We start from the raw sequence: 13,801 nt of genomic DNA on the forward strand, positions 1-13,801 counted from the left end.
GTGCGCATTCCTTATTTGGCGGCAGACGCAGCGGCGGGTTTGGCTTCGGAGGCCGTCTGAACGGCTTCTTCGGGCGCGGAGGCAGGCGCGTCTTTCGCACCTTCCTGCGGCTTGGCCTGCGGCGCGGCCTGGGCGGCGGCGTTTTCAGACGGCCTCACCCATTCTTTGGGCGTCACCTTTTTCGACCCGGTTTGCGCGCCCATCATTGCGGCGATGGTCGTACCGGCCACCACCACCTTGTCGCCTGCTTTGAGGCCGTCTGAAACAATCCAGTCGCCGTTTTGCTGCGCGGCGACGGTGACCACGCGCGGCTCGAGCTCGCTCTGCGCGTTCACCACCATCACGGTGTCCTTCTGTCCGCGCGTTACCGCCTGCTGCGGCACGGCGAAACCGCCCTTGATAACCGACTGCGCCATCACGGCGCGCGCATACAGGTTGGGCAGCAGGATGTTTTGCGGATTGGGCACGATAACACGCAGCTTCACCTGTCCCGTCGTTTCGCTGACCGTGGTGTCGGCAAACATCAGATAGCCTTTTTCGCCATAGGTCGAGCCGTCTTCAAACTTGATGTCCACTTCGATGCGTCCGTTCACCGGCTGCACCTTGCCTTCGGCAATCTGCCGGCGCAGCTTCATGATTTCCGTTGCCGACTGGGTCACATTGGCATACATCGGATCGGTCTGCTTGATATTGGCCATCGCCGTGGTGTCGCCCGCACCCACCAGCGCGCCTTCGGACACGTTCGACTGGCCGATGAAACCGGAAATCGGCGCGGTGACACGGGAGTAGTTGACATTAATCTGCGCCGAACGGATGGCCGCCTTGGCCGCTTTCACGCTGGCGTCGGCCGAACGTTTGGCGCTGACGGCGGCGTCGTATTCCTGACGGCTGATGGCGTCGGCCTCAACCAGCGGACGGTAGCGCGCCACATCGGCATTGGCTTTGGCCTGCGCCGCCTCGGCGGAAGCGAGCTGGGCGCGCGCGCTTTCCAGCGAAGCCAGATAGGACGCGTCTTCCAACTGGTAGAGCGGCTGGCCTTCGCGTACGAAGCTGCCTTCCTGGAACAGGCGGCGTTTGACGATGCCGCCCACCTGCGGACGCACGTCGGCCGAGCGTACGGCTTCCAAACGGCCGGGCAGTTCGACGCCGATTTCGATATCCTGAGGCTGCACAGTCAACACTTCCACCGCCGGCGCGGGCATTTGCTGCTGCGCCTGCTTACCGCCGCCTTGTTGCGCTTCCTGCGTACCTTTTCCGCCGCCGCAGGCCGTCAGAGCCAGCAGCACGGCGGCGGCCAGAGCCGCCGGACGCCATATATTCCGTATCATGGTGTTCTATCCTTCATCTTTTTGACGTTAAATAAAAATAAACTGTGGCAGGCCGTCTGAAACCCTTTCAGACGGCCTGCCGAACCTTGTTAGGGCGCGGATTATACATACAGCCTTGAATGTAATAAAAGCGGAATCTATAATGCGCGCCGTTTTTTTACACTTTTTCAGGGTGTGCCGACATTCGCTGCCAAACCCCCAATAACGCCGTTTGGGGAAATTCCGGTTTTTTCAGACGGCCTTTCGCATTTCGCAAGCCGAATGCCGGCACACCCTGCAACAACGTCTCCCCAATGCGCAAAACCAAAGCCGAAGCCCAAAAAACCCGCGAGCAACTTTTGCAGTCCGCCCTCGACACCTTCCTCGAAAACGGCGTTTCCCGCACCTCGCTTGCCGCCATCGCCCGCAACGCCGGCGTCACGCGCGGCGCGCTCTACTGGCATTTCAAAAACAAAGAAGATTTGTTTGAAGCCCTGTTCCAACAGATTTTCGCCGACTGTGGCACCTCCTTCGCCGCCTGCCTCGAACAGCCCGACCGCCGCAGCCTGCGCCGCATGTTCGTCGACATCTTCGACCACATCCAACACAACGCCCTGCACCGCCGCCTCATCATCATCCTCCACACCAAATGTGAGTTCACCGAAGAAACCCGGCCGATTATGGCGGCGCACCAAAAATACATCGGCCTGTGGGAACAGCAGCTGCGCCGCATCCTCGAAACCTGCACCGACGGCGGCGAACTGCCCGCCGACCTCGACATCAACCTCGCCGTCCACTACCTGCACGCCGTCACCTGCGGCCTGATCGACATATGGGTGTACGAACAGCAAACCAACCTTGCCGCCCTCGTCCCGCCATCATCGACGCCGCCATCCACACCCTGCAACACAGCCCCGCCCTGCGTCAGGCCGTCTGAAAGCGCATCCATATAGAAAGAATCCCATGACCAATCCCACCCGCCCCCGCCTGATACAGGTGCAAAGCAGCACCGCCCTCGGCAAAAACATGCGCCGCATCGTCTTTTGCAGCCCCGAGCTGGCCGACTACCCCTGCGAAAGCCACGGCGTCCCCTTCAAACTCCTCCTGCCGCAGCCCGGCCAAAGCGCGCCGAAACTGCCCGACATCTTTGAAAACGGCCGCCCCAAATGGCTGAGGCCGTCTGAAAAACCGCTTACCCGCACCTACACCGTGCGCCATTTCGACCGCGCCGCGCAAACCCTCACCGTCGATTTCGTCCTGCACGGCGAACACGGTCCCGCCGCCGCCTTCGCCGCCCGCGCCCAAGCGGGCGACACCGTCGGCATCGCCGCCCCCAAACGCGGCGCGATGCTCAAACCCGCCGCCGAATACCTGATGGCGGGCGACCTCACCGCCCTGCCTGCCATCGCCGCCATGCTCGAAGAAATGGCGCAGAGCCGTCCCGACGCGCGGGGCACTGTCTTCCTGCTGCTGCCCGACGAAGCCGACCTGCCCGAACTCGTCCGCCCCGCAGGCATCGCCGTGCGCCCCTTTATCGGCGGTGCGGAACAAAACGCCGCCATCGCCGCCGCCGTCGCCCAAGCGCGCCCCACCACCACCGACTGCCAAATCTGGTTTGCCGCCGAAGCCGCCCTCGTCGCCGCCCTGCGCCCCATCGCCCGCCAAGACTGGCAACTGCCGCCCGCCCGCTGCTACGCCGTCCCCTACTGGCGGCAAGGCGAAGCCGAAGAAGCCTACCACCAACAGCGCCACGCCTTTGTCGACAGCGACGGCGAAGAGGCCGTCTGAAAGCAGGGTTTCAACAGCCGCCATGCAACGAGAGGCCGTCTGAAAGCGAAGCTTCAACGAAGTTAAAACCTTTCAGACGGCCTCTTGCCGTTTTCCCGCCGCCGACACGCGCCATCGGCTACAATCCCGCCCCGAACACAAAAGGCCGTCTGAAAAAACATGCTCACCGACTTGGAAAAAAACGCCATCCGCGACCACTACCGCGCTATCTCCGAAAACCTGCCGCAATTCCGCCCGCGCGCGGCGCAACGGCAGATGATCGCGGCGGTGGCCAACGCCTTCTCGCGCAGCAAAACCCGCGCCGAAGGCGAAGAGCCGCCCAAGCGCGAAGGCGAGAGCATCGCCGTGATCGAAGGGCCGACCGGCGTGGGCAAATCCCTGTCCTACCTGCTGGCGGGCGGCATCATGGCGCAGACGCGCGGCAAACGCCTCATCGTGTCCAGCGCCACCGTCGCCCTGCAAGAGCAGCTCGTCCACCGCGACCTGCCCTTTCTCGTCGGCAACAGCGGCCTGGAACTCACCTTCGCCCTGGCCAAAGGGCGCGGCCGCTACCTCTGCCCCTACAAGCTCTACCAGCTCACGCAAACCCACGCCCAGGGTACGCTCGCCGGTTTCGACCGCCCGCCCTCCGTCTTGTGGGACAACAAACCCAGCGCCTCGGATCTGCACACCCTCAACAGCATCGCCGACGAATTTTCCGCCCGCCGCTTCAACGGCGACCGCGACGAGTGGCCGGAAAAAATCCCCGACCCGCTCTGGCAGCAAGTCACCAACGACCGCCACGGCTGCCTGAAAAACGCCTGTCCCAACCGCGCCGAATGCCCCTTCTACCTCGCCCGCGACACCCTCGAAACGGTAGACGTCGTCGTCGCCAACCACGACCTGCTGCTCTCCGACATCGCCATGGGCGGCGGCGTCATCCTGCCCGCCCCCGAAAACAGCTTCTACTGCATCGACGAAGCGCACCACCTCGCCAAAAAAGCCGTCAGCCGCTTCGCCGCCGAACACTCCCTCAACCAAGCCCTGTGGATGCTCGACAAACTGCCGCCCGTGCTCGACCGCGTCGCCGGCCTCACCGACAAAAACGAAACCGGCAGCCTTGCCGACGAAGCCGCCGCCTCCCTGCTCGACAGCCTCAACGAATGGCAGTTCCACCTCGGCAGCGAACCCGCGCTCGATCTGCCCGACGACGGCTCCGACCCCGTCTGGCTGTGGCAGGACAGCAAAATCCCCGACGGCCTCGACCTCCTCGTCGCCAACACCGCCGCCGCCGCCCGCGCCCTCGCCAACCACATCGCCCGGCTCAACGACGCCCTCTCCGCCGCCCGCCGCGACAAAGACCAGGACAGCGCCCTTATCGACCGCACCACCACCGAGTTCGGCATCTTCGTCGCCCGCAGCGAACAAACCGCCGACGTGTGGGAACTGCTCGCCACCGCCACCCCCGAAGGCGGCGAACCGCTGGCCAAATGGATAGAGCGGCGCGTCGGCGACAAAAACGACTACCACTTCCACGCCTCCCCCATCTCCGGCGCCGCCACCCTCGCCAACGGCCTGTGGCGGCGCGCCGCCGGCGCCGTCCTCACCTCCGCCACCCTGCGCTCGCTCAACAGCTTCGATCTGCTGCTGCGCCAAACCGGCCTTGTCTGGCTGCCCGACACCGAAACCCTCGCCCTCGACAGCCCCTTCGACTTCCCCAAACAGGGCGAACTCTACATCCCGCCCCTGTCCGCCAGCCCCAAACAGCCCGCCGAACACACCGCCGCCGTCATCGAATGGCTGCCCAAACTCGTCTCCGCCGCCGAACCCGTCGGCACACTCGTCCTCTTCACCTCGCGCAAACAAATGAACGAAGTCGCCATGCGCCTGCCCGAAGACTACCTGCCGCTCATTTTGGTGCAGGGCGAAATCCCCAAAGCCGTCCTCCTCGAAAAACACCGCGCCGCCCTCGCCGACGGCCGCGCCAGCATCATCTTCGGCCTCGACAGCTTCGCCGAAGGGCTCGACCTGCCGGGCGAAGCCTGCGTCCACGTCGTCATCGTCAAACTGCCCTTCTCCATGCCCGACAACCCCATTGAAAAAACGCAAAACCGCTGGATAGAACAGCGCGGCGGCAACCCCTTCATCGAAGTCACCGTGCCCGAAGCCGGCATCAAACTCGTCCAGGCCGCCGGCCGCCTCATCCGCACCGAAAGCGACTACGGCCGCGTCACCATCCTCGACAACCGCGTCCTCACCCAACGCTACGGCCGCCAACTCCTCGCCTGCCTGCCCCCCTTCAAACGTATAGGCTGAACGGCAAGAGGCCGTCTGAAAGTGAGAAACGGGCTTTCAGACGGCCTTCAATTATCGGTATATCGTTTACCGTTCGCGCAAACTCTCATCCACTTTGGTCTGTAGAGGACTGAGCAAATAATCAATCACCCGCCGTTTGCCGGTTTTAATTTCGGCGGTGATGTTCATGCCGCCGGTCAGATTGACTTTCTGCCCGTCTATCATCAGGTAGTTTTTGTCGAGCGCAACGGTTACGGCGAATACCAGACCCAGTTTTTCATGTTCCACCGCATCGAAGCTGACATTTTTCACTTTGCCGGTGAGATAGCCGTAGCGTGTATAAGGGAAGGATTCGATTTTGATAACCGCATCCTGTCCTGCTTTGACAAAGCCGATATCTTTGTTCGGCAGTAGTGCTTCGATTTCCATCTGCTCTTCGTCAGGCACTACCACCATAATCGGCTGGGCGGCGGTAACCACGCCGCCTATGGTATGGGTAGCCAGCTGCTGCACGGTGCCGTTGACGGGGGAATCGAGCTTCATCAGCTCCTTACGCCGGCGGGCTTTTTCGGTCTGGCTGTCGAGCTGGGCAATTTGTTCATCGGCCTGACGCAAAGCATCAAGCGTGTCGCGTTTTAGCGTTTGGGTATTGAGAACACGGTTTTGCTGAGCCTGACGGATGCTCTCGTCGATTTCGCGCATCTGGCTTTTTTGGCCGGCGAGATCGTTGCGGTTTTGGATAAGCTTGCTTTCCTGCTCGTAATACGCGTGTTGGGAGACGAAGTTTTCCGCCAGCAGTTTTTTATAATCGGCAGTGCGTTTGCTTTCAATGCCGCTGATTTGTTCGAGTTTGCGCACTTGGGCAGCCGTTACCTGTTTTTCCGCTTCATGGCCGCGCAGGGCAGCCTGAAGCTGCATATCCTGTGCCGACCAGGTTTGGTACTGGTTTTGCGCCAAAACCTGCGCGGCGGCAAGTTCGCTTTCAGGAATCTGCCATTGCTGCGCCCGCTGTTTGTCCAGCTGCGGCAGCCGGTTTTGTTCCAATGCCGCCAGCACGGCTTCGTAGCGCAGTTTGTTTACCCGCGCTGCCCGCAGCGCTTCGGCAGACTGCACATAATCGGATTCGGAGCCGATGCCTTCCAGTTCAACCAGCGTCTGCCCGGCTTTGACGTGTTCGCCGTTTTGTACGGCGATTTTTTTGACTACGGCGGTTTCCAGCGGTTGGATGGTTTTACTGCGGCTGTTCGGAGCGGTTCTGCCTTCTGCCACCGCAACAATATCGATTTTTCCGACCAGCGCCCACAGCAGCGCCAAGAGCGCAAACAGCATAATCAGCCGTGCAGTCCATTTGGGTGCAGCCGACAGCGGGGTTTCGACCAATTCCAGATGGGCGGGCAGAAAAGCACGCTCGTCCTTATCTCGCACCGGTGGATCAAGTTGGGCACGTACCGACCAAACATTGCGCCAAACAGTAAGATAACGGGAAAAAAATTCTTTATAGGCTTGGAAGCGGATACCCATGGCGGTAGTTTTGTAAAGATTTGACAAAAGTAGCACGATAACACAGCAGGTTGTGCATCTCAATAAAGAAAGCACACCCGCCAGCCTCTGACGAGTGTGCTTCTCACGAACCGTTTTCACACGGTCTTTTCAGTCTCTATTTAGAGTGGAGAAGACGCTAACACAGGTTGTTGCATTTGTGGCGAGATACCGGCAGAAGTTCCCCCTGCTTGGGAACCAAATACAGACATCGACTGCACCAAATTGTCTGCCATCTGTGCGTACTTGGCAAAATCTGATGCCTGCACCACTTTATCCGTAAACTCAAAACGTTCAACAATATAACTAGAATTATTGAAGAAATTTTGTACACGCACGGAATCTTGACGGTTATTGGTTCGCAAGATTAAGTCAGATCCTGTTTTGAAAAATTCAATATCGACCAACTTCAAGCTGTCCAAACGCAAAGTATCCGCTGCACCATCAACAGCATAGTCATTGATAACATCATTTCCAAAACCTCTTCCGAAGATGTAGGTGTCGCTGCCGGCTCCTCCTTCCAGGTAGTCGTTGCCGAAACCGCCTATCAGGGTGTCGTTACCGTCATTACCATACAGATAGTCGTTGCCATCCCCTCCGTCCAGTTTGTCATTGCCTTCGTTTCCGTTCAGACGGTCGTTATCCGCTCCGCCTATCAGATTGTCGTTGCCGGAAGAACCGTACAGCGTGTCGTTACCCGCTCCGCCGTTCAGTGTGCTGCCTTTGGCATAGGCATACAGAACGTCTTCTCCTGCCGTACCGCGTTGTACCAGCGATTTCACTGCTTCTACATTCAGACGGCCTCCGTCGGAAAATTCGATGGCGTCTACGCGGTAATTGCCTGCCGCATCGCTTTCAAAGAAGTAGCGGACGGTTACTTTGTCGGTGCTGTTTTTGGCCGCAATTATCAAATCGTTGCCGCTGCGGGTAAAGTTGAAGTGGCTTTGTTTCCAGCCGTCGGTAAAGCGGATGGTGTCTTTGCGGCCTTCGCTTGCGTCGTAGTTAGATACGGTGTCTTCGCCGAATTTTCTTCCGAAGATGTAGGTGTCGCTGCCGGCTCCTCCTTCCAGGTAGTCGTTGCCGAAACCGCCTATCAGGGTGTCGTTACCGTCATTACCATACAGATAGTCGTTGCCATCCCCTCCGTCCAGTTTGTCATTGCCTTCGTTTCCGTTCAGACGGTCGTTATCCGCTCCGCCTATCAGATTGTCGTTGCCGGAAGAACCGTACAGCGTGTCGTTACCCGCTCCGCCGTTCAGTGTGCTGCCTTTGGCATAGGCATACAGAACGTCTTCTCCTGCCGTACCGCGTTGTACCAGCGATTTCACTGCTTCTACATTCAGACGGCCTCCGTCGGAAAATTCGATGGCGTCTACGCGGTAATTGCCTGCCGCATCGCTTTCAAAGAAGTAGCGGACGGTTACTTTGTCGGTGCTGTTTTTGGCCGCAATTATCAAATCGTTGCCGCTGCGGGTAAAGTTGAAGTGGCTTTGTTTCCAGCCGTCGGTAAAGCGGATGGTGTCTTTGCGGCCTTCGCTTGCGTCGTAGTTAGATACGGTGTCTTCGCCGAATTTTCTTCCGAAGATGTAGGTGTCGCTGCCGGCTCCTCCTTCCAGGTAGTCGTTGCCGAAACCGCCTATCAGGGTGTCGTTACCGTCATTACCATACAGATAGTCGTTGCCATCCCCTCCGTCCAGTTTGTCATTGCCTTCGTTTCCGTTCAGACGGTCGTTATCCGCTCCGCCTATCAGATTGTCGTTGCCGGAAGAACCGTACAGCGTGTCGTTACCCGCTCCGCCGTTCAGTGTGCTGCCTTTGGCATAGGCATACAGAACGTCTTCTCCTGCCGTACCGCGTTGTACCAGCGATTTCACTGCTTCTACATTCAGACGGCCTCCGTCGGAAAATTCGATGGCGTCTACGCGGTAATTGCCTGCCGCATCGCTTTCAAAGAAGTAGCGGACGGTTACTTTGTCGGTGCTGTTTTTGGCCGCAATTATCAAATCGTTGCCGCTGCGGGTAAAGTTGAAGTGGCTTTGTTTCCAGCCGTCGGTAAAGCGGATGGTGTCTTTGCGGCCTTCGCTTGCGTCGTAGTTAGATACGGTGTCTTCGCCGAATTTTCTTCCGAAGATGTAGGTGTCGCTGCCGGCTCCTCCTTCCAGGTAGTCGTTGCCGAAACCGCCTATCAGGGTGTCGTTACCGTCATTACCATACAGATAGTCGTTGCCATCCCCTCCGTCCAGTTTGTCATTGCCTTCGTTTCCGTTCAGACGGTCGTTATCCGCTCCGCCTATCAGATTGTCGTTGCCGGAAGAACCGTACAGCGTGTCGTTACCCGCTCCGCCGTTCAGTGTGCTGCCTTTGGCATAGGCATACAGAACGTCTTCTCCTGCCGTACCGCGTTGTACCAGCGATTTCACTGCTTCTACATTCAGACGGCCTCCGTCGGAAAATTCGATGGCGTCTACGCGGTAATTGCCTGCCGCATCGCTTTCAAAGAAGTAGCGGACGGTTACTTTGTCGGTGCTGTTTTTGGCCGCAATTATCAAATCGTTGCCGCTGCGGGTAAAGTTGAAGTGGCTTTGTTTCCAGCCGTCGGTAAAGCGGATGGTGTCTTTGCGGCCTTCGCTTGCGTCGTAGTTAGATACGGTGTCTTCGCCGAATTTTCTTCCGAAGATGTAGGTGTCGCTGCCGGCTCCTCCTTCCAGGTAGTCGTTGCCGAAACCGCCGTCTAAAATGTCATTGCCTCCATTACCATATACATAATCGTTTCCTTGTCCACCGGAAATAATACTAATACCCTCACCACCTCTGAGATAATCATTACTCCAAGTACCATTCTGTATATTGAGCAAGGTGTCGGCATCTTTTCCTAAAGCTTTCATCCAATCGGTTAGTTTGCCACTTTTTTCACCAGTTCTAATAAAATCTAAAAGCAACGCTCCCGCACCGCCCCAAGATTTGACATGGTTTTCGCCATAAATGACAAATTCAGCCAAATCGATAAAGGCTTTTTCCTGATTTTTAGCAAAGGCCTTCTCAAAGGCTACCTGAACACCGCGAAAATCTAATTCGAAATTGCCGTTTTGCAGTTTAACCGAAATTTCTTTGACATAAGGCTGTAATCTGGTTTGAAATAGCAAGTTTTCATAAACACGTTGCGCTAATTTATCATAAGTTTCGGAAATAACTTTTAAAATATTGTCAGCCTGAGCACTTGTTCCAAAACTCAGTGTGGAAGAATTCGTCCCCGTAAAAGCATCAAGAATCCGTACTTTTTCTTTAGAAGATTCCCATGCAGATTCTTGTTCCTTAGTTAAAGAAACCACCCCATTTTTCAAATCAGCAATTTGGGAAGGCGTAAGCGCAATACCTTGTCCGTTGCCAGACTGGGATGTTACAAAGCCAAAAGTAGGTTGCCGACTAAATTGCGGGTCTGTTTTTGCCCATTCAAGAATCAACTTACCCAATCGTGCCATTTGGGTTTGTTTGGTTTGAGACGAAGAATAAGATGCCAATGCATTTGCCAAATTGCCTGACAATGCAGCAGCCTCACGCAGATCGCGCAACCTGCCGATACCTTGAAGATTTGCCGCCTCCATCTGTTTATCAGTCATTTTAACAGTATCAACATAACGACTATAAAGTGGATCGGCTTGCAACAACAAATCTCCCATTTGCGCAGTACTGCCGTCAGTTTTGGTGTAGCTGCCGACCTGAGCAAGAATATTGCCGTTACCCAAGTCTTTGTTTATATCCTGATAAATCAAATTCAGAGATTTGATTTTAAGATCAGCTAATTTAAACAACTCTCCTTCTTGGGTAATGCCATCTTGGTTTAGATCACGCCAAATACGCAATTGTTTGAAGACATTATCTTTATTATCAATAATACCGTCTCTGTTACTGTCGTGCTGAACCAACGCAGAAAAACCATGAGCAGCATTGCTGCCGTCTAGCCAACGTGTACTGTCACCGAAAAGCTCCGAACCGTTGTCGATCCGGCCATTACCGTTTTTATCCCAAACCAGCAAACCGTCATCGGCAGAAACCCAGCCACCGGCAGTGCGGATGCCGTCGTTATCGTGGTCAAACAGACTGCCGACGAACCCGTTAGCAGCAAGGGTTTCGATGCCGTCGCCATCGAGATCGAGAGCGATTGGATCGTAGATGTGGTATTTGTTGGCGCGATTGAGATTTTTCCATTCCTCAAATGCTCTATATCCTGCTTCAAAACCAGCTGCAATTCCAAATGCTGCAAGTGCACCAAGCTTAGTAGCCGGATTAATAGAAACTGCAACAGATGCAGCAATAGTAGCAATATTTCCAGCTACTGCAATTGCATCCGACAATGATACTTTTCCCGTTTTATCAAAATCATTAATCATTTTACCTAAAGTTAAAGTTGCCGCTCCTGCATTTGTAGCAATCGCAAGTCCTGCAGTTACAGGATTTAGAGCAGCGGCACCTAAAGCAGCTGCCGCTTGTGACAAGCCCGTGGCAACACCAATTGAGTTATTTGCATTGAGCGCCCCCTCCATACCCGACATCGCTCCATTTACTGCCTCTAATACCGCTCTATTCATGATCAAACTCCTAAATTATTTGTCACAATTTATATATATTGATGAAATTAAATGAGATTTATCATCGCCATACTTAAATAAGTCATTTTTAAAAAAACCAGGTGCATATGTAATTTCCAACTCCTTTAAAATTTTAGGTACTATAATTTGTTCATAAACGCCATCTTTAAGACATTTTAATTTTGAATCTGTCATTCTTACTGACAAACTATCTTTATCGATAGCAATCCATTTATATATCTTATCTCTTGCGCAAATATCTAAACTATTCTTGGTAACAAAACGTCTAGGATTATTAGTCAAATTATTACTTTTAAAACACAAACAAATATCTGAAACGCCCTTATTAAATTCTTGTTTACCTACATAAAGCGGAACGGTATTAATTAAAGCTCTTTCAAATGATGTGCAACTTAATAAATCAGGGCGTTCTAAATGTTTTTTTATAATTAAAATGAAGATTATTAATACACCAATAAAAGGCAAAGCACATATAGATATATATACTATATACATTCTCTTCATAGCTATACCTATTTTCAATGAATAATAATAGATATGGAAACAAACTTTACAACTACGCGTTTGCTATATTGGGCATAAGTAACAAAATGGAGGCTAAGAATCCCTGCAAGCCTTATCCTATAAGGCTTTAAAAGAGATCAAAGGCTTTGAATACAAAAAATGCCCTTTCTGCCGCTCAAAACAAGTCAAAAAGAACGGCTGTCGAAACGGCAAACAACGCCACAAATGCCACCTCTGCGGCAGGCAGTTTGATGGCGGCAGATGGCTTAATCCGCAGAAAATATGGCAGAGATACAGAGAAGGCAGACAAACCGCCGTACAGCTTGCCAAAACTTACGGATGCAGCAGGCAGACCATTCTGAGACATCTCAAAAAGGTTCAAATTGAAGCGCACTTCATTGCTCCCGAAGTAGCCAACGTCATCATGGACACCACCCACTTCGGCCGTACGTTCGGCGTCATGGTTCTGTTCGACAGCATCAGCGGCAAAGCCCTGCCCGTCAGCGAAGCCAAATACGAAACCAACACGCTATATGCCCAAGCCATAGGCAGACTGAAAGCCAAAGGCATTGAAATACAAAGCATCGTTTGCGACGGACGGCGCGGTTTGGCACAGATGTTTCCCGACTTTCCCGTTCAACTCTGTCAGTTTCATCAGGTTAAAACCATCAGCCGCTACCTGACGCGCAACCCGAAAACCGAAGCAGGCAGGGCGCTTTGGCGGTTGGCTTTAACACTCAAAAACAGCAGTAAAACAGAGTTTGAAAGCGGTTTGCAAAAGTGGTTTGGGCAACACCAAAACTACCTGAGCGAAGGCAAAACCAATCCCGAAACGGGCAAGTCGCATTACACGCATAAGCAGCTCAGAAGCGCATATTTCAACCTGAAACGGAATTTGGCTTACTTGTTTGTGTTTGAGCAATATCCCGATTTGAATATCCCAAACACCACTAACCTGCTTGACGGTATGTTTGCGGGCTTAAAGCGCCATTTGGCGTGCCATAACGGCATGAGTAAAGAGAATAAGATTATGTTTGTTAAGGATTATTTCTCAATTAAACCTTAGAATCAGCCTCCATTTTGTTACTCATTCCCTATATTATATTAATTAATATTCTTAATTCATATGCATCAACTGTCAAGAATTAATTTTCACGATGATTGTAAATATATTGTAAATTTCATTTTTAGATGGTTTTTCTCTTTTGCTTGGACATCAAACCGAGCTATCTCTCGCGTAAACTCTCGCCCACTTTGGTTTGCAGTGGGCTAATCAGGTAGTCGATTAACCGCCGTCTACCGATTTTGACTTCGACAGTGATGTTCATGCCGCCGGTAAGGCTAACCTTTTGACCTTCTATCATCGTCCAGTGCAACGGTAACGGCAAACACCAAACCCAGTTTTTCATGTCCCACCGCGTCGAAGCTGACGTTTTTCACTTTGCCAGTCAGATAGCGTAGCGTATGTAGAGAAAGGATTCGATTTTGATCACGGCATCCTGCCCTGCTTTGACAAAACCGATGTCTTTGTTCGGCAGCAGGGCTTCGATTTCCATCTAATTTTCGTCAGGTACAACTACCATAATCGGCCAGGACGTCGATTTCGGCGCGGCCGAAACAGGGATTCCGACAAACTCAAAATGGGCGGACAGAAAAGCGCGTTCATATTCACTGCGTGCCGACTCGCGATCCGAACAGACATTGCACCATACGGTGAGGTAGCGGGAGAGAAATTCTTTATGTGTAGAAATCAACCGCGTTGTTTACACTACAGGCTTATTT

The 13,801-nt window shown here is 53.8% G+C and carries 9 protein-coding genes and 1 pseudogene; 4 read left to right on the forward strand and 6 right to left on the reverse strand.

The features are described from left to right. Positions 1 to 11: 11 nt before the first annotated feature. The gene (locus tag ACG2K1_RS11865; protein WP_395429036.1) at positions 12 to 1,328 is read right to left on the reverse strand and encodes an efflux RND transporter periplasmic adaptor subunit; all 1,317 of its coding nucleotides are present in this window, start codon (positions 1,326 to 1,328) and stop codon (positions 12 to 14) included. Between the two features lie 293 nt (positions 1,329 to 1,621). On the opposite strand from ACG2K1_RS11865, the gene ACG2K1_RS11870 reads away from it, so the two are divergent. From ACG2K1_RS11870 to dinG, 3 genes are all read left to right on the forward strand, one after another. Beyond that, on the forward strand, positions 1,622 to 2,260 hold the full coding sequence (locus ACG2K1_RS11870) for a TetR family transcriptional regulator (RefSeq protein ID WP_395429035.1): 639 nt from the start codon (positions 1,622 to 1,624) through the stop codon (positions 2,258 to 2,260). Between the two features lie 10 nt (positions 2,261 to 2,270). After that, positions 2,271 to 3,095: a siderophore-interacting protein gene (locus ACG2K1_RS11875; RefSeq protein WP_395429034.1), complete on the forward strand. Its 825-nt coding sequence runs from the start codon at positions 2,271 to 2,273 to the stop codon at positions 3,093 to 3,095. Positions 3,096 to 3,254: 159 nt separating this feature from the next. After that, positions 3,255 to 5,390: an ATP-dependent DNA helicase DinG gene (gene dinG / locus ACG2K1_RS11880; protein ID WP_395429033.1), complete on the forward strand. Its 2,136-nt coding sequence runs from the start codon at positions 3,255 to 3,257 to the stop codon at positions 5,388 to 5,390. A 66-nt stretch (positions 5,391 to 5,456) separates the two neighbouring features. On the opposite strand, the gene ACG2K1_RS11885 is transcribed toward dinG, so the two are convergent. The 4 genes from ACG2K1_RS11885 to ACG2K1_RS11900 form a co-directional block, all read right to left on the reverse strand. Then, on the reverse strand, positions 5,457 to 6,884 hold the full coding sequence (locus ACG2K1_RS11885; RefSeq protein ID WP_036496209.1) for an HlyD family type I secretion periplasmic adaptor subunit: 1,428 nt from the start codon (positions 6,882 to 6,884) through the stop codon (positions 5,457 to 5,459). A gap of 146 nt (positions 6,885 to 7,030) precedes the next feature. Beyond that, positions 7,031 to 11,494 carry a calcium-binding protein gene (locus ACG2K1_RS11890; RefSeq protein ID WP_402838204.1) on the reverse strand — a complete coding sequence of 1,488 codons (4,464 nt, stop codon included), beginning with the start codon at positions 11,492 to 11,494 and terminating at the stop codon, positions 7,031 to 7,033. A 15-nt stretch (positions 11,495 to 11,509) separates the two neighbouring features. Continuing rightward, entirely contained in the window at positions 11,510 to 12,019 is a 510-nt protein-coding gene (locus tag ACG2K1_RS11895) for a hypothetical protein (protein ID WP_009426618.1), read from the reverse strand. Positions 12,020 to 12,194: 175 nt separating this feature from the next. Beyond that, the gene (locus ACG2K1_RS11900; RefSeq protein WP_395429624.1) at positions 12,195 to 12,386 is read right to left on the reverse strand and encodes a hypothetical protein; all 192 of its coding nucleotides are present in this window, start codon (positions 12,384 to 12,386) and stop codon (positions 12,195 to 12,197) included. Between ACG2K1_RS11900 and ACG2K1_RS11905 the strand changes: the two genes are divergently transcribed. Continuing rightward, entirely contained in the window at positions 12,300 to 13,085 is a 786-nt protein-coding gene (locus tag ACG2K1_RS11905) for a helix-turn-helix domain-containing protein (protein ID WP_395429623.1), read from the forward strand. The genes ACG2K1_RS11900 and ACG2K1_RS11905 overlap by 87 nt on opposite strands. Before the next feature lie 160 nt (positions 13,086 to 13,245). Here the strand turns inward: ACG2K1_RS11905 and ACG2K1_RS11910 are convergent. Further along, a pseudogene (locus tag ACG2K1_RS11910) lies at positions 13,246 to 13,650 on the reverse strand (HlyD family efflux transporter periplasmic adaptor subunit); the annotation flags it as partial. Positions 13,651 to 13,801: the final 151 nt, after the last annotated feature.

The sequence above is a fragment of the Neisseria sp. 23W00296 genome (genome assembly GCF_044772855.1).
Lineage (GTDB): Bacteria > Pseudomonadota > Gammaproteobacteria > Burkholderiales > Neisseriaceae > Neisseria.

What these genes read in the sequence shown, in the direction of transcription:
- ACG2K1_RS11865 (WP_395429036.1), bottom strand. Translation starts at nt 1,328, where the DNA reads ATGATACGGAATATATGGCGTCCGGCGGCTCTGGCCGCCGCCGTGCTG.
- ACG2K1_RS11870 (WP_395429035.1), top strand. Translation starts at nt 1,622, where the DNA reads ATGCGCAAAACCAAAGCCGAAGCCCAAAAAACCCGCGAGCAACTTTTG.
- ACG2K1_RS11875 (WP_395429034.1), top strand. Translation starts at nt 2,271, where the DNA reads ATGACCAATCCCACCCGCCCCCGCCTGATACAGGTGCAAAGCAGCACC.
- dinG (WP_395429033.1), top strand. Translation starts at nt 3,255, where the DNA reads ATGCTCACCGACTTGGAAAAAAACGCCATCCGCGACCACTACCGCGCT.
- ACG2K1_RS11890 (WP_402838204.1), bottom strand. Translation starts at nt 11,494, where the DNA reads ATGAATAGAGCGGTATTAGAGGCAGTAAATGGAGCGATGTCGGGTATG.
- ACG2K1_RS11895 (WP_009426618.1), bottom strand. Translation starts at nt 12,019, where the DNA reads ATGAAGAGAATGTATATAGTATATATATCTATATGTGCTTTGCCTTTT.
- ACG2K1_RS11900 (WP_395429624.1), bottom strand. Translation starts at nt 12,386, where the DNA reads ATGTCTCAGAATGGTCTGCCTGCTGCATCCGTAAGTTTTGGCAAGCTG.